Origin of the sequence: Actinomadura sp. NPDC048955, from assembly GCF_040649435.1 — a bacterium.
In the GTDB taxonomy this organism is placed as follows: Bacteria; Actinomycetota; Actinomycetes; order Streptosporangiales; family Streptosporangiaceae; genus Spirillospora; species Spirillospora luteofluorescens.
In genome coordinates, this window is record NZ_JBEZJI010000050.1 from 16,682 (window position 1) to 33,935 (window position 17,254).

The window sequence follows — 17,254 nt, forward strand, 5'->3', positions numbered from 1 at the left end:
CCGTCAGAAGAGGGTGCCTTCGTGCTCGATGCCGCGGAGGGCGTCGTAGTCGAGGGTGACGCAGGTGATGCCGCGGTCGGTGGCGAGGACGCGGGCCTGGGGCTTGATCTCCTGGGCCGCGAAGACGCCGCGGACGGGGGCCAGGTGCGGGTCGCGGTTCAGCAGCTCCAGGTAGCGGGTGAGCTGCTCGACGCCGTCGATCTCGCCTCGGCGTTTGATCTCGATGGCGACGGTGGCGCTGGCGGCGTCGCGGCACAGGATGTCGACCGGGCCGATGGCGGTGGGGAACTCGCGGCGGATCAGGGTGTAGCCGTCGCCGAGGGTCGTGATGTGCTCGGCGAGCAGTTCCTGCAGGTGCGCTTCGACGCCGTCCTTCTGGAGGCCGGGGTCGATGCCCAGCTCGTGACTGGTGTCGTGCAGGAGCTCCTCGATGGTGAGGATCAGCCGCTCGCCCGACTTGCCGTGCGTGACGGTCCAGCGTGCGACGGCGCCGTTCTCCTCGTAGACCTCCTCGCGCAGCGAGCAGGGCGGGTTCATCCAGTTGAGGGGCTTGTAGGCGCGGTCGTCGGCGTGCACGCTCACGCTCCCGTCCGCCTTGATCAGGATCAGGCGGAGGGCCATCGGCAGATGGGCGGTGAGCTTGCCGGCGTAGTCGACGCTGCAGCGGGCGATAACGAGACGCACGGTGCATCACCTTAGTGCGACGTCCGGCCTGCTTCAGGCGAGACCGGCGTACCGGCGGCACTCGTCGTGGACGGTGGGCAGGCCCCAGGCGCGGAGGATCTCCAGCAGATTGCCCCACCGCCAGCTCTCGGGCGGCAGTTCGGCGATCGTGCGGACCGTCCGCTGTTGCGCCGGCGCGAGGTCGGCGAACCGGGGGAGCGGGACGGCCGGTGTGCCGAACGTCAGCCTCAGCGCCGCCCCGGCCATCGGGAACGACTCCATGTCGGACGTGCGGGACAGGCCGTCGAGGACGGCGTCGACCGCATCGGGCGGTGCCTCCTCCAGTTCGGCCAGTGCCAGCGCCGAGTAGAGGCGCAGGTCACCCTCCAGGTAGGCGACTTCCGGGGCGTCCGTGTCCGGCGAGGACGCGCTGGAGGCCGCGAGTTCGGCGATGACGGGCGCGTCGGCGGCGCCCAGCCGGGCGAGCGCGATCGCGGCGGCCCAGCGCGGCAGCGGTTCGGCGCCGGCCAGGTGCTCGCGGAAACGGGGGAGCAGCGCGCGGCCGTCCAGCAGGCCCGCGGCGACGATCGCGTGCGCGATGACGTCCGGGTCGTGCTCGACGTCGAGGAGCGCGTCCAGCGCGGGGAGCGTGGCGATGGCCTCCTCGGGGAACCAGCTCGCCGTGTACGCGGCGGCGGCCCGCACTTCGGAGTCGCCGTCGCCGAGCAGGCTCGCCACGGTGGGCAACTCGGCGCGAACCGCGTCGTAGGCGGCGAGGTCCGCCTCGATGAGGCGCAGTACCCGCGCGAAGTCGAAGTGGTCTCGCTCGGCCTCCCGGTAGAGGCGCTCCTGCTCGTTCGCCGCCTCCGCGACCCACGCGTCCAGCCGGCGCTTCTCGGCAGCGGGCTCGGTCACGCGCAACCGGGCCGTTTCCTCGCGCCAGGCCGTGATGTCGACACCGGACGGCAGGTGTGCCTCGTCGTAACCGATCGCCAGGGCGGACGCCAGGTAGAGCGGCCAGGTGCGCTCAGGGGTGTCCGGGTCCGCCGCGAGGGCGACCAGGAACGGGACCGCCGCCGCGGACGCGCCGTACCGGCTTCCCTGGTGGAAGATGTTGGTGAACAGCTCGCCCACCGCCGCCTCCCGCTTTTCCTCGTCGGACGAGGAAAGAGCGCGGAGAAGGCCGGGCACGTCCTCCGCCGAGCCGTAGGCGTGGTCGAGGCCCGCCCAGTCGATACCGTCCAGCCCCGCCAGCGGTTCGCCCATACCGCGATCATGCCACCGGTGCCGGGGCGTCCGCCCTAAGCAGGCCTAAGACCGTTGACCGGGCGATATAGGGCGTCGTGCCCATGTGGGGCCTAGGGCCTTAGCGAGAGTCTCTTGGATGTCGGGCCGTGCCGATCGGCCCGGACCATTCGGGAGGGGCCGTGTACCACCAAGAGATCATGCAGTCGCTCATGAGCGAGCGGGCCCGCGCGCTGCGCGCGGAGGCCGCGGCCGAGCGGGACGCACGACTGGTGCGCCGGGCCCGCGAGTACTGGGCCGAGCGCGCCGAGCGGTTCGCCGCCCGGCCGGCCGCGCGGCGGCGCCGCCAGCACGGCGCCGCGCCCGCGCGATGACCAAGGCCGCGCCCGTGCGATGACCAAGGCCCCGGCCGCCCGGCCGGGGCCCGGTCATAGCGGAATGAAAACCTTTGTCAAGCCTGGAATTCTCCCGGGTCCGTGATTACCGTCTGCTGGTGGGTGTTCATCCTCCGTCTGTGAAAGGACCCCGCATGTCTCTCGACGTGACCCCGGAACTGCTGGAGACGGCGCAGAAGGGCGAGGTCGGCGACGCGGACTTCGTCGAGTGCATCAGGACCTCCCTGCCCTACGCCTGGGACATGGTCAGCGGCCTCGTCGCCCGGCTCCAGGTGGACGGCGGAGACTTCGCCGACAACCTCACCCCGCCGCCGGACGAGAAGGCGCGCGGCCAGCTCCTCCGCGTCCTCGCGAGCGACGCCATGCGCGGCGCGCTGGAACGTTACTTCGGGGTGAGACTGGCGTTCCAGAACTGCCACCGCGTCGCGGTCTTCCCCACCGGAGACTCCTCCGCCTACCGGACGTTCGTCACGGCCCGCGAACAGATCCTCAACCAGTCCCCCGAACTCCGCGACTGCTGACCCGCCTTCCCCCACGCGGCGCGCCGACTCGTTCGGCGCGCCGCGCGCGTGTGTTGCGGCAGGGCGCCGGCGGTCGGACTCCGCGACTGCACCCACCTCACTCCTTGCAGCGCTCCGGTCCTATTGGCGTGCCGTGCGCCCTATGGCGATGGGGACAAGGACCTGTTCGTGGCCGTCCGGTGTCCTTCGCGTCCTTCTGCACGATGTCCCAGAAGGGGCGCCCCGCGCCGAAGAGCGTGACCGCCGGTTCTTCACGTGGCGGCGCGGACCTTGGGGAGGACTTCCTGGCCCAGGCGGGCGATGTTCTCCAGGGTGGCGGCGCGGGAGCCGGCGGCCTCCACCAGGAGGATCAGGTGTCTCATGCCGGTTCGCTCGACCGTGGCGAGGAGGGACTCGGCGCAGTCGTCCGGGGAGCCGATCGGATGGAGGTCGCACATCAGGCGCGCGTAGGCGACGGGATCGCGGGACGGGCGCGGGCGGTCGTCCACGGCGACGTATCCCTCCAGGCCGGGGCCGAGCCAGCGCGGCATCCCGTCCATCAGGGCGGCGACCGCCTGCTCCCGCGTGTCGGCGACCTGGGCGACATGGGTGGAGACGTGCGGGAGGGACGGGTCGCCGTGCCGGGCGACGGCGGCGGCCTTCTCGTCCGGCCCGACATGCATGCCGAGGAGCATCGGCAGGCCGCGTTCCGCCGCCAGCGCCTCGGTCGCGGCGGACGTGCAGGCGACCGTCACCGGGGGCGGGACGGGCGCCCGCGGGACGACCGGCACCTCGCGGAAGGCGAAGTGCTCGCCCGACCACGCGAGACGGTCGGAACGCAGCCACGCCAAGAGGAGATCGAGGGATTCGGCGAAGCCGTGCTCGTAGCGGGGGAGGCCCGTACCGAACACCTCCAGGTCGCGCCACGGCCCGCCGCGCCCGACACCCAGCCGGAAACGGCCGCCTGACAAAACCGCCAGCATCGCGGCCTGCTCGGCCAGCGCGACCGGATGCTGGGTGGACAGCACGCTCACCGCCGTCCCGACGTGGACCCGTGAGGTGACGGCCAGCAGATGCCCGGCCAGGACGGTCGCGGACGGGACCACCCCGTACGACATGAAGTGGTGTTCGGCGAGCCACACGTCGTCGAACCCGGCGCGCTCGGCGGCGACGGCGGCCTCGACGGTGCGGGACAGGGCGGCGGCGTCGTCCTGACCGGGGAAACGGGCGGCGAGGAGGAAGATTCCGAAGCGCACGTACCCCTCGTACCCGGCAGCGGCGGCGGGTGACCGCTCTGCAAGACTGCCGTCCATGACTGGTGGTTCGTTCAACAGGGTCGGGGTCGTCGGACTGGGCACGATGGGCGCGGGCATCGCCGAGGTGCTGGCACGCGGCGGCCTCGCGGTCGTCGGCATCGAGGTGAACCGGGAGGCGCTGGAGCGCGGCCGCGGCAACCTGGAGTCCTCGACCGGACGGGCCGTCAAGCGCGGCAAGCTGAGCGAGGACTCCCAGCGCGAGATCCTCGGCCGGATCACGCTGTCGACCGACTTCGCCGACCTCGGCGACTGCGACCTCGTCATCGAGGCGGTCCCCGAGCGGCTCGACCTGAAGCGCACGGTGTTCGCCGAACTCGACCGCGTGTGCCGGGACGACGCCGTCCTCGCCACCAACACCTCCTCCCTGTCGGTCACCGACATCGCGGCGACCACCGGCCGTCCCACCAAGATCGTCGGGGTGCACTTCTTCAACCCGGCGCCGGTCATGAAGCTCGTGGAGGTCATCGGGACCGTCCTCACCGAGCCGGAGGCCGTGGCCCGGGTCGCCGCCCTGGTCGAGGGACTCGGCAAGACGCCGGTGACGATCGGGGACCGGGCCGGGTTCGTCGCCAACCGCCTGCTGTTCGGCTACCTGAACCAGGCCGCGACCATGCTGGAGACCGGGCACGCGACCCGCGACGACATCGACGCCGCGATGAAGGCGGGCGCCGGCCTGCCGATGGGCCCGTTCACCCTGATGGACCTGATCGGCCTGGACACCTGCCTCGAGGTGCTGGACGCGATCTACGCCGAGTCCCGCGACCGCCGCCACGCCGCCTCGCCGCTGCTCCGCGAACTCGTCACCGCCGGGCTCCTCGGCCGCAAGACCGGCCGCGGCTTCTACACCTACGACAAGTCGGGCAACGCCGAAGAGGAGACGTCCGAGGCCGCGGCGCCGACCGTGGGCGTCGTCGGCGTCGGGCCGCTCGCGGACGCGGTCGCCGCGCTGTGCGACCGGGCGGGCGCACGGGTCGGCGACTCCGCCGCCGAGCTCGCCGGCTGCGACCTGATCATCGAGGCGGCGGAGGACCCCGAGGCCGCGCGGGCGCTGCTGTCCGCCGCCGTCCGGGCCGCGGCGCCCGGCACGGTCATCGCCGTCACCTCGGTGGACGGCTCCGCGATCCGGCAGGCCATGGCCACCGGGCGCCCGTCCGACGTCGTCGGGCTGCACCTTCCCGACCCGGCCGGCGCCCTGGCGGAGATGTCCGCCACGGTCGCGACCGCGCCGGACGTCGCCGACCGCGCCGAAGACCTCCTCGCGCGCCTCGGCCTCACCGTCGTCCGCTGCCGCGACCGCGCCGGGTTCATCGTGGACGCCCTGCGCCTGCCGTACCTGAACGACGCCGCCGCCATGCTCGGCGCCGGATACGCCGACGCCGACTCCATCGACGCCGCGATGAGGCTCGGCTGCGGCTACCCGACGGGCCCCATCGCCGACCTCGACCGCATCGGGCCCGAGCGCGCCGTCACCGTCCTGCGCGCCCTGCACGCCGAGACCCGCGACCCGGCCCTCGCACCGGCCCCCCTCCTCGTGGAGCACGCGACCGCCGGAAAGCCGCTGCGTTAGCCGCACGTCACGTCCCGGGCGGCCCGTGGGGGTGGCCGGGGGTTCCTATGCTTGAGGGCATGAGCCCCCGGAAGAACCGCCGTGCCGCATCTGGACGTCCCGCCCGGGGCGGAGGCGCGTCGTGGGCTCAGGAGACCGAGGAGGGGCCGGACGGCGAGTGGATCGTGCGGTCGATCTCCGGGGCCGGGGCGGCCAAGCCGTACCGCTGCCCGGGATGCGACCAGGAGATCGCGCCGGGCGTCGGCCACGTCGTCGCGTGGCGGGCCGGTGACGGCGGCGACGACCGGCGGCACTGGCACCGGCCCTGCTGGCAGGCCCGGAACCGCCGGACGCCGCGCGTCCTGCGGTCGCGCAACGCCCCGCGCTACTGACGACCGGCGTCCGGAGCGCGGCGGACGCCGCCCGGCCGAACGAGAGACGGAGAGATCGATGGCGGAGATCAGGGCGGCCTCGGTGCTGCCGGCGCGGCGCGAGGACATCACGCTGCACACGTCCGACGGCCTGGAGCTGGTCGGTGAGCTGGCGCTGCCGCCGGAGCGGCCGCCGGTGGCGACGCTGGTCTGCCTGCATCCGCTGCCCACGGCCGAGGGCATGATGGACAGCCACGTCCTGCGCAAGGCGTCCTTCCGGCTGCCCGCGCTCGCCGACCTCGCCGTCCTGCGCTTCAACACGCGGGGGACGACGTCGGCGCGCGGCACGAGCCAGGGCGAGTTCGGCGACGGCGAGACCGAGCGGTTCGACGTGGCGGCGGCGCTGGAGTACACCGAGTACCACGACCTGCCGCGGCCGTGGCTGCTCGGCTGGTCGTTCGGCACCGAGCTGGCGCTCAAGTGGGGACGCGACCCGCTGGTCGAGGGCGCGATCCTGCTGTCGCCGCCGCTGAAGAGGGCCGGTGACGCCGACCTCGACGCGTGGGGCGCCGACGGGCGGCCCCTCGTGGCGCTGGTGCCGGAGTTCGACGACTACCTGCGCCCGGCGGAGGCGCGGGAGCGGTTCAAGCGCGTTCCCCAGGCCGAGGTGATCGCGGTGGACAACGCCAAGCACCTCTGGGTGGGCGAGCCCTACGTCCGGATCGTGCTGAACGAGATCGTCAAGCGGGTCGCGCCGGCCGCCTCCCCGCTCCCCACTGAATGGGATGAAACGGACAGATAAACGCTTGCGGCCGATCGCGGCCACTCCGTCCCACCGGCCGCGCCAGCGGGCGACCATTGCCCAATGACGGTGCAGCTGTACGCAAGGGACGTGGGGACCGGCACGCCGATCGTGCTGCTGCACGCCTTCCCGCTGTCGTCGGCGATGTGGCTCGCCCAGCGGGAGGGCCTCGCCGGCCGGTTCCGGGTCATCACCCCCGACCTGCGCGGCTTCGGCGGTTCCCTGCTCGGCGACGACGAACCGTCCGTCGACACCATGGCCGACGACGTCGCCCGCGCGTGCCGCTCGCTCGGCGTCCGGCGGGCCGTGGTCGGCGGGCTGTCCATGGGCGGGTACGTGGCGATGGCGCTGTGCCGGCGGCACCCCGACCTCGTCCTCGGCCTCGTGCTGGCCGCCACCCGCGCCGCCGCCGACACCGCCCCCGCGCGGGAGAACCGGCTGCGGCAGGCCGGCGCCCTGGAGGGCGAACGCAGCACCCGCGTCCTCGTGGACGAGGTGCTGCCCGGCCTCGTCGGCCCCACCACCTTACGGCAGCGGGCGCTGATCTACGGGCGGGTCCGCGGCCTCGTCCAGGCGGCGCCGCCGCTCGCGGCCGCGTGGGCGCAGCGCGCCATGGCGGGACGCGCGGACTCCTTCGAGACGCTCCGCGGCCTCCGCGTCCCCGCACTCGTCATGATCGGGGACGAGGACGCGCTGGCCACTGAGGACGAGGCCCGCGCCATGGCCGAGGCGATGCCGAACGCCGAGACGCTCGTCATCTCGCGCGCCGGGCACCTGTGCGCGGTGGAGCAGCCGGACCTGTTCAACCAGGCGGTGGCGGAGTTCGCCGCCGCCCTCGCCCGCACCGCGCGCTGAGCCGGGCGCGCCCGGCTCGGCGCGCGGTCTAGAGGGTCTCCTGGCGCGGCATGACGACCTCGCGGATCAGCAGCGAGATCGCGGCCGCCGTCGGGATCGCCAGCAGCGCCCCGACCACGCCGAGCAGTGCCGCGCCGACCAGCGCCGCCACGATCGTCACCGCCGGCTGGACGTCCACGGTCCTCTTCATCACCCGCGGGTAGACGACGTAGTTCTCCACCTGCTGGTAGACGACGTAGAAGACCGCGCAGACGATGAGGTCGGTGGTGGTCCCGGTCAGGAACGCCACCAGGGAGACGACCACCGCGCCGATCGTGGCGCCGATCAGCGGGATGAGGTCGGTCACCGCGACGATCAGCGCCAGCGCGAGCGCGTACTTCACCCCGAGGATCGACAGGAAGATGTACGAGCACACGCCCGCGATGAGCGCGATCGTGAACTGGCCCGCGACGTAGCCGCCGATCCGGTCGAGGATCTCGTCGCCGAGCAGGGCGACGCGGGCCCGCCGGGTGCGCGGCGCCAGCTGGTAGAAGAACGTCTTGATCTGCGGCAGCGAGCTGAGGAAGTACAGCGTCAGGATCAGGATCGTGATCGTCTGGAAGATGCCGTTGATCGCGACCTTGCCGATGCCGGTGGCGGTGTCGGTGAGGCCCTTCTGGAACCCGTCGCCGTTCACCGTCTTCTCGGCGCGTTCCAGGAGGCCGTAGCGCTTGTCCCAGTCGGCCAGCGTCCTGTTGTTCTGCAGCTGCTGGACGTACTCGGGGATGTTGTGCCGCAGCTCGGTGACCTGCTCGGACACCGGCTGGACGAGGGAGGCGACGAACCCGGCGAAGAACAGGATCACGATCAGGAACACCGTGGCGACCGCGGCGCCGCGCGGGAGGCCGAACCTGCGCAGCCGCTCCACCGCCGGATTGAGCCCGACCGCGAGGAACATCGCGACCACGATCATGACGATCACCGACTTGGCGTTCGTCGCGGCCTTCACCAGCATCCAGGCGGTGATGACGCCGAGCGCCGCGGTGAACCCGAACACGAACGGGTGCGCGCGGCCGAGCGGCTGGCCGGGCTTGCCGAACGGGAACAGGTGGTCGACGCCGGCTTCGCGCTTGCGCTGCTCGACGTCGTGCGCCGGGTCGGGCGCGCCGGGCTCGGGCGGCACCGGCTCGGTGGCCTGCTGCGCCGCCGGGAGGGTGACCGGGGCGCCGGTCGCCGGGTCGCGTTCCCCCACGGGCTGCTCGATCTCCTCGGGTATCAACGCACCACTGGGCGCTTCAGGGCGGTCCTCGCCGCTCCCACCGGAGCCGCTCTCGGACGAGCCGTCCTCGCCGGAGCCGCTGTCCCCCGTCTCGTCGGAGCCGGTCTCGCCCGCGCTCGTCCTGGGGGAGCGGGTTCCGCTGTCGCGGGCCTCGCCGGGTTCGGTCGTGTCGGTCGTGTCGGTCTTGCCGGTGCCGCTCACGTCCGAGTCGTTCTCGGTCTCGTCGGCGGGGGGAGCCGGTGCGGGGACCCGGCGGCCGGTCGCGGACCGCCCCTCGCCGGGGGCGGGCTCGCGGCCGTCGTCGTGGGGGGTCTCGTCGGGCACGCCGGTCTCCTCTGTCGTGCGTCTACGGGGTTGAGACGACGGAAAGCCCGGAGGCGTTTCACCGCCTCCAGGCTTTCCGTCATGCCCGACCCTTAAGGGGTCACTCCTGCCACCAGTCCTCGTCGTCCTCCTCGGACTTCTTGGCCTGGGCCGGCTTGGCGGGCGCGGCCTTGGCGGCCGGCTGCTGCTTGGGCTGGGCCTGCTGCGCCGGGGCCGGCTTCGGCTCGGCCGCCGGGATGGCGGCCTTCTCCGGGGGCGCGGCGAGCTCGGGCTCGGAGCCCATCGTCGGCGCGACGCCGCCGATGAGCTGGCGCAGCTGGTTGAGGTGGCTGGTGATGCTGTCGCGCTGCCGGGTGAGCTCGTCGACCTGGCGCTGCGCCGCCGTCCGGACGCGGTCGGCCTCGGACTTGGTCTCGGCGAGCAGCTGCTCGGCCTGCGACTTCGCCTCGGCGATCACGTTGTCGGAGTTCTTGCGGGCGTTGGCCATCAGCTGCTTGGCGTGCGAGTCGGCCTCGCGCCGGGTCTGCTCGGCCTGCTGGGTCGCCTTCGCGGCGCGCTGCTCGGCGGACGCGGCGCGCTGCTCGGCCTCGGCGACGAGCTTCTGCGTCGCGGCCTGCGCGGCGGAGTGGCGCTCGGCGTCCTGCCGGTCGGCCTCCTCACGGCGGGCGGCGAGCTGGATCTCGAACTCGGCCTCGGCCTGGGCGCGCTGGGCCTCGCTCTCCTCCAGGATGCGCTGGGCCTGCGCCCGCATCTCGTCGGCCTGCCGCTTGGCCGTGGTGAGGATCTCGTCGCGCTCCCGCTTGGTGGACGCGCGCAGCTGCGCCACCTCGCGCTCGGTGGTGGTGCGCAGCTTGGCGATCTCACGCTCGGCGGCGGCGCGCTTCTCGGCGACCTCGTGGTCGGCGGTGGCCCGCAGCTTGGCGACCTCGCGCTCGGTGGTGGAGGTCAGCTCGTCGGCCTCGCGGCGGGCGGAGGTGCGGACCTCCTCGGCCTCCCGCTCGGCCGCCTGCCGCATGTCGTCGCCCTCGCGCTGGGCGTTGGCGCGCAGCTCGGAGGCGTCGTTCTCGGCGGTGGCGCGCTGCTCCGCGGCGTCGACCTTGGCCGCGGCCTTGATCTCGTTCGCCTCGGAGCGGGCCGCCTGGACCAGCTCGGTCGCCTGCTCCTCGGCGAGTCGCAGCAGCTGCTCGATGCGGGCGCCGAGGCCGGAGTAGGTCGGACGTTCCTGCTCCTGCAGCTGACGGTGGGCGTCCGACAGCTCGCGCTGCAGGGCCTGTGTCTGCTCGCGGGTCTGCCGCACCTCGTTGTCGAGCTGCTTGATGTGCTCGTCGACCTGGTGCCGGTCGTAGCCGCGAAGCACCACGTCGAACTCGCGCGGGGGCGTGTCTTCAAAGAAGTTGCTGAGCTGGGCGTCGATGTCGGACTGCATGTGGCTCAATCCTGATGTGACGGGGCTACGGGTGGTTCCGGGGACCGGTTGATCGCCTGGCATGACGGACGCACTTGCCCCAGACCTCTTCCGGCGAATGAAGCGTACTCCGGACACTGCCGTGTTGGGGGCTCATCTTGACGCGCTGCGTGGAATGTCCCTTTTGTTCGGGCATGTCGCGGGCCCGCAGCGGCCCAGGTGTGGGGGGTGCAAATACACCAGATGTGTCCGAACGGTCACAGAGCGGCGGTCCAGGCCGCACGGTCCATGACCGTGATATCGAACACGTCACGATCCTGGCGCGCCCCCGCCACCCCCGGCCTACAAGATCATTCGGCGGCCGGACGCTTCTGCACCAGCTCCGTCAGGACGCCGTGGCAGTCCTTGGGGTGCAAAAAGTTGATCAAGGAACCCATCGACCCGTTGCGCGGCGCGTCGTACAGCACGCGCACCCCCTTGCCGGCGATGCCGGCGGCCTCGCCGGCGACCGTCCCGTCCGTCCCGAACGCGATGTGGTGGACGCCCTCGCCGTTCTTCTCCATCCACTTGGCGACGGCCGAGTCCTCCCGGATCGGCTCGATGAGCTGCAGGTAGCTCGCCGCCCCGTCCCCCGTGTCGTTGATCTTGAGCATGCACTCCCGCACGCCCTGCTCCTCGTTCACCTCGAAGTGCGCGTCGGTGAAGCCGTAGGTCGCCTTGTAGAACTCGACGGTCGCGTCCAGATCACGGCAGGCGATGCCGATGTGGTCGATACGGGTCAGCATGGGCTTTGTCCCTCCTCGGACGGCCAGGCGGGGGCGAACGGAACCGAACACCGCTCCCGTGGGTATCGTGGCAAACGTCGCCGCAGCACCACCCTGGAGGCCCCCATATGACCACCTCGTCCGTGATCGTCGCCGGAGCGCGCACCCCCATCGGGCGCCTGATGGGCTCGCTGAAGGACTTCTCCGCGGCCGACCTCGGGGCGCACGCGATCAAGGCGGCGCTGGAGCGGGCCGGGGTGTCCGGCGACCAGGTGCAGTACGTCATCCTCGGCCAGGTGCTGCAGGCGGGCGCGGGCCAGATCCCGTCCCGGCAGGCGGCGGTCAAGGCGGGCATCCCGATGAGCGTCCCGTCCATCACGATCAACAAGGTCTGCCTCTCCGGGCTGGACGCGATCGCGCTGGCCGACCAGCTCATCCGGGCGGGCGAGTTCGACATCGTCGTGGCGGGCGGCATGGAGTCGATGACCCAGGCCCCGCACCTGCTGCCGAAGTCGCGCGGCGGCTACAAGTACGGCTCCGTCGAGGTCCTCGACCACATGGCCCACGACGCCCTCACCGACGCCTTCGACGGCGTCTCCATGGGCGAGTCCACCGAGCGCTACAACGCCAAGCTCGGCATCTCCCGCGAGGAGCAGGACGAGTTCTCCGCCCGCTCCCACCAGCGCGCCGCCGAGGCGATCAAGAACGGCGTGTTCGACGAGGAGATCGCCCCGGTCGAGATCCCGCAGCGGCGCGGCGAGCCGGTCGTGTTCTCCGCCGACGAGGGCGTGCGCGGCGACACCACGGCCGAGAGCCTGGCCCGGCTGCGCCCGGCGTTCAGCAAGGACGGGACGATCACCGCGGGCTCGGCCTCGCAGATCTCCGACGGCGCCGCGGCGGTCGTGGTGATGTCCAGGGCCCGGGCCGAGGAGCTCGGCCTCACCTGGCTCGCCGAGATCGGCGCGCACGGCAACGTCGCGGGACCGGACAACTCGCTGCAGTCCCAGCCGTCCAACGCGATCAAGCACGCCCTTGGCAAGGAGGGCCTCACCGTCGACGACCTCGACCTCATCGAGATCAACGAGGCCTTCGCCTCGGTCGGCATCCAGTCGATGCGCGACCTCGGCGTCGGCCCCGAGAAGGTCAACGTCAACGGCGGCGCCATCGCGGTCGGCCACCCGGTCGGCATGTCCGGCGCCCGCATCCTCCTGCACCTGGCCTACGAGCTGAAGCGCCGCGGCGGCGGCACCGGCGCCGCCGCCCTCTGCGGCGGCGGCGGCCAGGGTGATGCCGTGCTTATTCGTGTCCCGACTCCGGCGCTCGCCTAGAGGCTCGCGCCGGATCGGACCACGGGCGATCGCTGCATCGCTCCGACTCGCCTGGCGGCTCGCTGCGCGATCAGGTTCTCGCTTCGCTCGAACCTGCCTTCGGACGCGATCGCGAGTGTTGGGGTCGTTGCGGGGTTGCGGTGGTGGCTGGGGTCAGTGCGCCTCACTGGGAGGCGGGGGTGATGGTCACCGTTGTGAAGCCGAGGGCCTTGAGCATGTTCTCCAGCATCGACTTCGTGTTGGCGTCGGCGCGTTGCTTCAGGCCGCTCTGGTCCGCGGCGGTCTGGATCTTCTGGGACGCCAGGACGTAGAGCTGCTGCTGGTTGTTCGGGTTGCTGCTGAAGAAGTCGCCGAAGCGGTCGAAGACGCCGCGCTGGGTCGCGTAGACGTAGCTGTTCTTCGTGTCGAGGTTCGTCTTCTCCAGCTGGGCGGGCGGGAGGGTGACCGTCGCCACCGTCCGGTCCGCGTTGACCTTGAGGGCGCCCGAGCCGAGCCGCGAGAAGTCCACGTAGGCGTCGACCGAGCCGTTGCCGACGAACAGGGTCCGCTTGCCGCGCAGCGAGGACGGCAGGAACTTGGCGTCCTTCTCCAGGTCCACGACGACCTGGAAGTTGCCGCTGGCCGCCTCGTAGCGGTGCAGGTCGCGGATCGACTTCAGCAGGACGGGGCCGCTGCGGTCCTTGGTCTCCACCCCGAACGGGTTCAGCCAGTGGGGGAGGCCGTGCAGCGCCTGCTGGCCGAGCAGGACGAGCGCGACGGTGGCCGCGACGATCGCGACGGGGGTGAGCAGGCCGCGCCGCGGGGGGCGGGACCGGCCGGGGGACGACTTGACGGGTGCGTCGTTCTTCGCGTCGTTCTTCGTTTCCGAGCGAGCCATGTAACCGACATTCCCGGCAGCGGCGTCCGCTACCTCATCCGGCGGGTTCGGGCGCGGGCGCGGACGGGTGCCGCAGGTCCGATTCGTGGGTCGCCTGCTCCACCTCGATCAGCGACTCGCTGCGCAGATGCGCCTCGTGGGCGGCGCGGCCGCCCCGCACACCGAACAGCCGTTTGGTGACGACGATGTAGACGATGAGACCGATGTTGAGCGCCAGCGCGCCGACGCGCAGGGCGGTGACCTTCTCCACCAGCTCGTAGATCTCGATCGGCAGCCCGAAGCACGTCGCGACGACCGCGAAGTACTCGCCCCAGCGCTTCAGCAGCCACAGCCCGACCGCCTCGATCAGCTCGATCGCGCCGTAGACGATGAGGCCGACGGCCAGCCAGCGCAGCGTCCGAGCGTCCAGGTCGAACACGTGCCGGACGGACGTGACGACCTTGGAGTGGTCGAGGTCCCAGCCGACCTGGTCGGCGATGGGGCGCAGCAGCGGGATCTCCTTCTCGAAGATCCGCTCGATCGATCCGCGGCTGCCCGCGAAGCGCCACACCCCGTACGCGGCGACCAGCACGATCAGGCCGCGGATGCCGCGCTCCACCGCGAAGAACCGCATGATGAAGGCGTCGCGCAGCTCCCGGCCGCGCTTGACCAGCGGCGCCCGGTCGGCCGGGCCCTTCCCGTGCGGCTCGCCGTGCACGTAGGTCCCGCAGCGCAGGCAGCGCCACGCTTCGCCGATGGGGGACGAGACGACGAGCCGCTCGCGCAGCTTCTCCTCGTCCGGCGCGTAGGTGATGTGTCCCTTGCGCGCGCAGGTCAGCAGGCTCCAGTCCACGCGGACACACTAGAGGTCCGGCGGGGTCCGCATACGTCACGGTTTGCGCACGGTCGTGTGAGCGAGGTCATAGGAGGCGCGGAAACCGCGGGCCGATGCCGCGCCGTTGAGGGGGGCGTGGACATGATTCGTGTTTTCCGGTTCGTCTCCGTAGCCGAGGCGTTCTCGTTCCTCCTCCTGCTGCTGGTCGCGATGCCGCTGAAGTACGGGGCGGACGCGCCGGTCGGCGTGCAGGTGATGGGACCGGTGCACGGCGTCCTGTTCATGGCCTACGTCGGCCTGGTCTTCCTCGTCCGCGAGCAGCTCGGCTGGGACCTCGGGCGCACGGTCCTCGCGCTCGGCGCCGCCGTCCTGCCCGTCGCGCCGTTCTTCGTGGAGCGGCACTGGACGCGGCCCGCCGCCGAGCCGGAGCCGGCCGGGCGGGGCGCCTGACCTCCTGCGTGACCGCGGCCGGCCGGGGGGTCCGGTCGCGGTCACGCAGGACGGGAATCCCGCGCGTCGTGGAGGCGGCTCTCGGTGGTGCGGGGAGCGCGGAAATCCCGGGGGCCGAGCGCGCAGGAGCGGTACTCGGCGAAGTGGAGCCGCAGCCAGTCGCGGCGCCGCTGCTCGGTCCAGGACGCGAACCGGTGCCCCGCGCCCGTGCCGGCCGCGGCTGGAGGCTCGTCGCCGAGAAGCCACGCGTCGACCAGCGCGCGGTAGCCGTCGCCGGACGCGCAGGCCTGCGCGTCCTTGAGCGCCTCGCTGATCTGCCGGACGGCGCGGGACGCGTATCCGGGTGAGAGGTTCTCGTCGAGATGGACGGAGGCGACGCCGTCCGCCACCGTCGCGGGCATCCAGGCGGGACGCTGCTCCACCTTCCTGAAGGCGCCGGGCGTGCCGTTCAGCCGCGCGGCGAGCGGGGTGGCCGCCGCCATCAGCTGGGGCAGCGCGTCCCGAAGGGCGGGGTGCACGCAGACCTCGATGGGCCACGTCCGGCACACCGGCTTCGCCTGGGCGGGCGCGACCGTCCCGCCGGAGCGATGCAGGCCGAGGGTGGCGGAGACGGTCGCGGCCAGCGCCATCGTCAGGGGCAGGACGAGCAGGAACCGCCGCGTCGCCCACATCACGTAGCCGAGGATCAGCGCGGTGGTCAGCCCGGCGGCCCAGAGGACCTGGACGGCGAACACCTCGGGGCGCAGGGTGGTGAACAGCTGGACGCGGGAGAGCGCGGCGGGGGGCACCAGGCTCCACCAGGACATGCCGGGGACGCGCAGAGCGGCCCACAGGGACGTCGCGGCGAGCACCAGGGCCGCGGTTGCGCGGTGCGGTGCGACGCGTCCTGTCAGGTAGCCCACGACGACGTGCAGGACGAGCGCGCCCGCACCCGAGACCACGCCGAGCGGCTGGGGCTGCCCGGCGTGCGCGTGCACGAGGGTGACGGCGACGACCACCGCCGTGGCCACCACGTAGGCGACCAGCGTGGCCGACGACAGCAGCAGCAGGTCGAACAGCACGCCGGTCGCGGGGGATCGGGCGGTGAGGTCGCGCAGGTAGTCGAGCGGGCGTTCCCGGACGGCCGTCCACGCGGCCAGGCCCGCGGCGGCGGGGCCGAGGAAGCGGACGGCGTTGACCAGCGCGACGACGCTGTTGTCCCAGTACGCGACCGCCGGGCTCAGCGACAGGCACGCCGCCGCCGTCGCGAGCGCGGTGAGGACCGGCACCGCGACGAGCAGTGCCGTGCGGCGGGCGTCCAGCCGGAGCACCCGCCCGAGGTCAGACACCGGTGGCGCTCTCGGCGGGCGACCGCCTCGCCCGCGCCTTCGCAAGCTGTGGCAGGGACAGGTGCGGCAGCGCGAGCTGCGGCAGGGACACCTGCGGCAGCGCGCGGCGGGCCGGGCGGCGCGGGGTCATCGCGTCGACGGTCTGCGGGTGGAGGGCGCCGCGCGGGCCGACGGGGCCCCGCTGGCCGGCGGATCCCCGCGGGGCGGGGGCGCGCCGGTCGGCGGGGGAGCGGCCGCGGCGGGCGGTGGCCGAGTGCGTGGGCTGCTCGGCGAGCCGGCCGCGGGCGAGGGTGAAGAGGCGGTCGCACCAGCCGGTGAGCGTCTCGGTGGCGTCGGCGGTGACGACCACGGTCGGCGCCAGCGCGCGCAGCACGGGGATCAGCTCGGCCATGGCCGCGGTGAGCGAGTGCCGTCCCGGGCCCGCGGCGCCCGTGGGCCAGGGTTCGGCGGCGGCGCACAGCTCGCCGAAGGGGTCGTCGAGCAGCACCAGGCCGGGCTCGTGGACGCAGGCGGCGGCCAGCCCGGCGCGCAGCCGGACGTCCGGCGGCAGCAGCGCCAGTTCCGTCCCGGCGGCCTCGGTGAGGTCGAAGCGGCGGATCATGCTCTGCGCGGCGGACGCGCTCGTCCGCTTGTAGTAGGCGGCGTAGGCGACGAACTCGCCGGCCGTCATGCCCTCCGCGCGCGAGAAGCGGGCCGGCAGATAACCGATTCCGGCGCGGGCGGCCCGCTGCCCGGCGGCGTTCGTGATGTCGTGCCCGAGAATGTGCAGCGCGCCGGTGTTCGGTCTGCGCAAGGTCGCGAACGTGGCCAGCAGAGTGGATTTACCGGCACCAGGTGGACCGGCCAGGCCGACCACGCCTTCGGGCATGCCGAAGGTCACCGGGCGCAGGAGCCACCGCCCCCCGCGGCGGACACCCATTCCTCGGGCCACGATCACGGAATGCTCCGCGATCACAAGTTTCCCCCCATTGCTCGTCATGCTGTCGCGGCGGCCGGACGGGGCGCCTGCCGCG

General features: G+C 72.7%; 18 protein-coding genes. 8 read left to right on the forward strand and 10 right to left on the reverse strand.

The window, feature by feature from the left end; genetic code table 11:
- Positions 1–3: 3 nt before the first annotated feature.
- Together nucS and AB0C84_RS34140 are read right to left on the reverse strand one after the other, a co-directional pair.
- The gene (nucS, locus tag AB0C84_RS34135) at positions 4–684 is read right to left on the reverse strand and encodes an endonuclease NucS (protein WP_179846440.1); all 681 of its coding nucleotides are present in this window, start codon (positions 682–684) and stop codon (positions 4–6) included.
- A gap of 33 nt (positions 685–717) precedes the next feature.
- Positions 718–1,929 carry a HEAT repeat domain-containing protein gene (locus tag AB0C84_RS34140; protein ID WP_361074454.1) on the reverse strand — a complete coding sequence of 404 codons (1,212 nt, stop codon included), beginning with the start codon at positions 1,927–1,929 and terminating at the stop codon, positions 718–720.
- Positions 1,930–2,090: 161 nt separating this feature from the next.
- Here AB0C84_RS34140 and AB0C84_RS34145 point away from each other — a divergent pair, with 161 nt between their 5' ends.
- Positions 2,091–2,282, forward strand: a complete 192-nt coding sequence (locus tag AB0C84_RS34145) for a hypothetical protein (RefSeq protein ID WP_179846442.1) — start codon at positions 2,091–2,093, stop codon at positions 2,280–2,282.
- Between the two features lie 155 nt (positions 2,283–2,437).
- The gene (locus AB0C84_RS34150; RefSeq protein ID WP_179846443.1) at positions 2,438–2,824 is read left to right on the forward strand and encodes an SCO5389 family protein; all 387 of its coding nucleotides are present in this window, start codon (positions 2,438–2,440) and stop codon (positions 2,822–2,824) included.
- Between the two features lie 251 nt (positions 2,825–3,075).
- On the opposite strand, the gene AB0C84_RS34155 is transcribed toward AB0C84_RS34150, so the two are convergent.
- The gene (locus AB0C84_RS34155) at positions 3,076–4,059 is read right to left on the reverse strand and encodes an LLM class flavin-dependent oxidoreductase (protein ID WP_361074456.1); all 984 of its coding nucleotides are present in this window, start codon (positions 4,057–4,059) and stop codon (positions 3,076–3,078) included.
- A gap of 55 nt (positions 4,060–4,114) precedes the next feature.
- Here AB0C84_RS34155 and AB0C84_RS34160 point away from each other — a divergent pair, with 55 nt between their 5' ends.
- The 4 genes from AB0C84_RS34160 (at position 4,115) to AB0C84_RS34175 (ending at position 7,693) form a co-directional block, all read left to right on the forward strand.
- Entirely contained in the window at positions 4,115–5,686 is a 1,572-nt protein-coding gene (locus AB0C84_RS34160; protein ID WP_361074458.1) for a 3-hydroxybutyryl-CoA dehydrogenase, read from the forward strand.
- Between the two features lie 59 nt (positions 5,687–5,745).
- Entirely contained in the window at positions 5,746–6,057 is a 312-nt protein-coding gene (locus AB0C84_RS34165; protein WP_179846446.1) for an ATP/GTP-binding protein, read from the forward strand.
- A gap of 58 nt (positions 6,058–6,115) precedes the next feature.
- Positions 6,116–6,838, forward strand: coding sequence for an alpha/beta fold hydrolase (locus AB0C84_RS34170; protein ID WP_258941745.1), 723 nt, complete (start codon positions 6,116–6,118; stop codon positions 6,836–6,838).
- A 63-nt stretch (positions 6,839–6,901) separates the two neighbouring features.
- Positions 6,902–7,693: an alpha/beta fold hydrolase gene (locus AB0C84_RS34175; protein ID WP_361074461.1), complete on the forward strand. Its 792-nt coding sequence runs from the start codon at positions 6,902–6,904 to the stop codon at positions 7,691–7,693.
- A gap of 28 nt (positions 7,694–7,721) precedes the next feature.
- Here the strand turns inward: AB0C84_RS34175 and AB0C84_RS34180 are convergent, their stop codons facing one another.
- The 3 genes from AB0C84_RS34180 to mce all read right to left on the reverse strand — a co-directional run bounded on the left by AB0C84_RS34180 (position 7,722) and on the right by mce (position 11,465).
- Positions 7,722–9,275 carry an AI-2E family transporter gene (locus AB0C84_RS34180; protein ID WP_361074463.1) on the reverse strand — a complete coding sequence of 518 codons (1,554 nt, stop codon included), beginning with the start codon at positions 9,273–9,275 and terminating at the stop codon, positions 7,722–7,724.
- A 100-nt stretch (positions 9,276–9,375) separates the two neighbouring features.
- The gene (locus AB0C84_RS34185; RefSeq protein WP_361074465.1) at positions 9,376–10,701 is read right to left on the reverse strand and encodes a DivIVA domain-containing protein; all 1,326 of its coding nucleotides are present in this window, start codon (positions 10,699–10,701) and stop codon (positions 9,376–9,378) included.
- Between the two features lie 329 nt (positions 10,702–11,030).
- Complete coding sequence (gene mce / locus AB0C84_RS34190; protein WP_179846450.1) at positions 11,031–11,465, reverse strand: methylmalonyl-CoA epimerase; 435 nt, start codon at positions 11,463–11,465, stop codon at positions 11,031–11,033.
- A gap of 107 nt (positions 11,466–11,572) precedes the next feature.
- Between mce and AB0C84_RS34195 the strand changes: the two genes are divergently transcribed.
- Positions 11,573–12,772, forward strand: coding sequence for an acetyl-CoA C-acetyltransferase (locus AB0C84_RS34195; protein WP_361074467.1), 1,200 nt, complete (start codon positions 11,573–11,575; stop codon positions 12,770–12,772).
- A gap of 163 nt (positions 12,773–12,935) precedes the next feature.
- Here the strand turns inward: AB0C84_RS34195 and AB0C84_RS34200 are convergent, their stop codons facing one another.
- Entirely contained in the window at positions 12,936–13,649 is a 714-nt protein-coding gene (locus AB0C84_RS34200) for a DUF4230 domain-containing protein (RefSeq protein WP_179846452.1), read from the reverse strand.
- Positions 13,650–13,683: 34 nt separating this feature from the next.
- Entirely contained in the window at positions 13,684–14,481 is a 798-nt protein-coding gene (locus AB0C84_RS34205) for a DUF2127 domain-containing protein (protein ID WP_179846453.1), read from the reverse strand.
- Between the two features lie 123 nt (positions 14,482–14,604).
- On the opposite strand from AB0C84_RS34205, the gene AB0C84_RS34210 reads away from it, so the two are divergent.
- Positions 14,605–14,913 carry a DUF3817 domain-containing protein gene (locus tag AB0C84_RS34210; RefSeq protein ID WP_258941749.1) on the forward strand — a complete coding sequence of 103 codons (309 nt, stop codon included), beginning with the start codon at positions 14,605–14,607 and terminating at the stop codon, positions 14,911–14,913.
- Positions 14,914–14,954: 41 nt separating this feature from the next.
- Here AB0C84_RS34210 and AB0C84_RS34215 read toward each other — a convergent pair whose 3' ends face one another.
- The gene (locus tag AB0C84_RS34215; RefSeq protein ID WP_361074470.1) at positions 14,955–16,241 is read right to left on the reverse strand and encodes a hypothetical protein; all 1,287 of its coding nucleotides are present in this window, start codon (positions 16,239–16,241) and stop codon (positions 14,955–14,957) included.
- Positions 16,234–17,220 (reverse strand): ATP-binding cassette domain-containing protein, encoded by a 987-nt coding sequence (locus tag AB0C84_RS34220; protein ID WP_361074472.1) that lies wholly within the window; start codon positions 17,218–17,220, stop codon positions 16,234–16,236. The genes AB0C84_RS34215 and AB0C84_RS34220 overlap by 8 nt, the downstream gene beginning before the upstream one ends.
- Between the last annotated feature and the right edge of the window lie 34 nt (positions 17,221–17,254).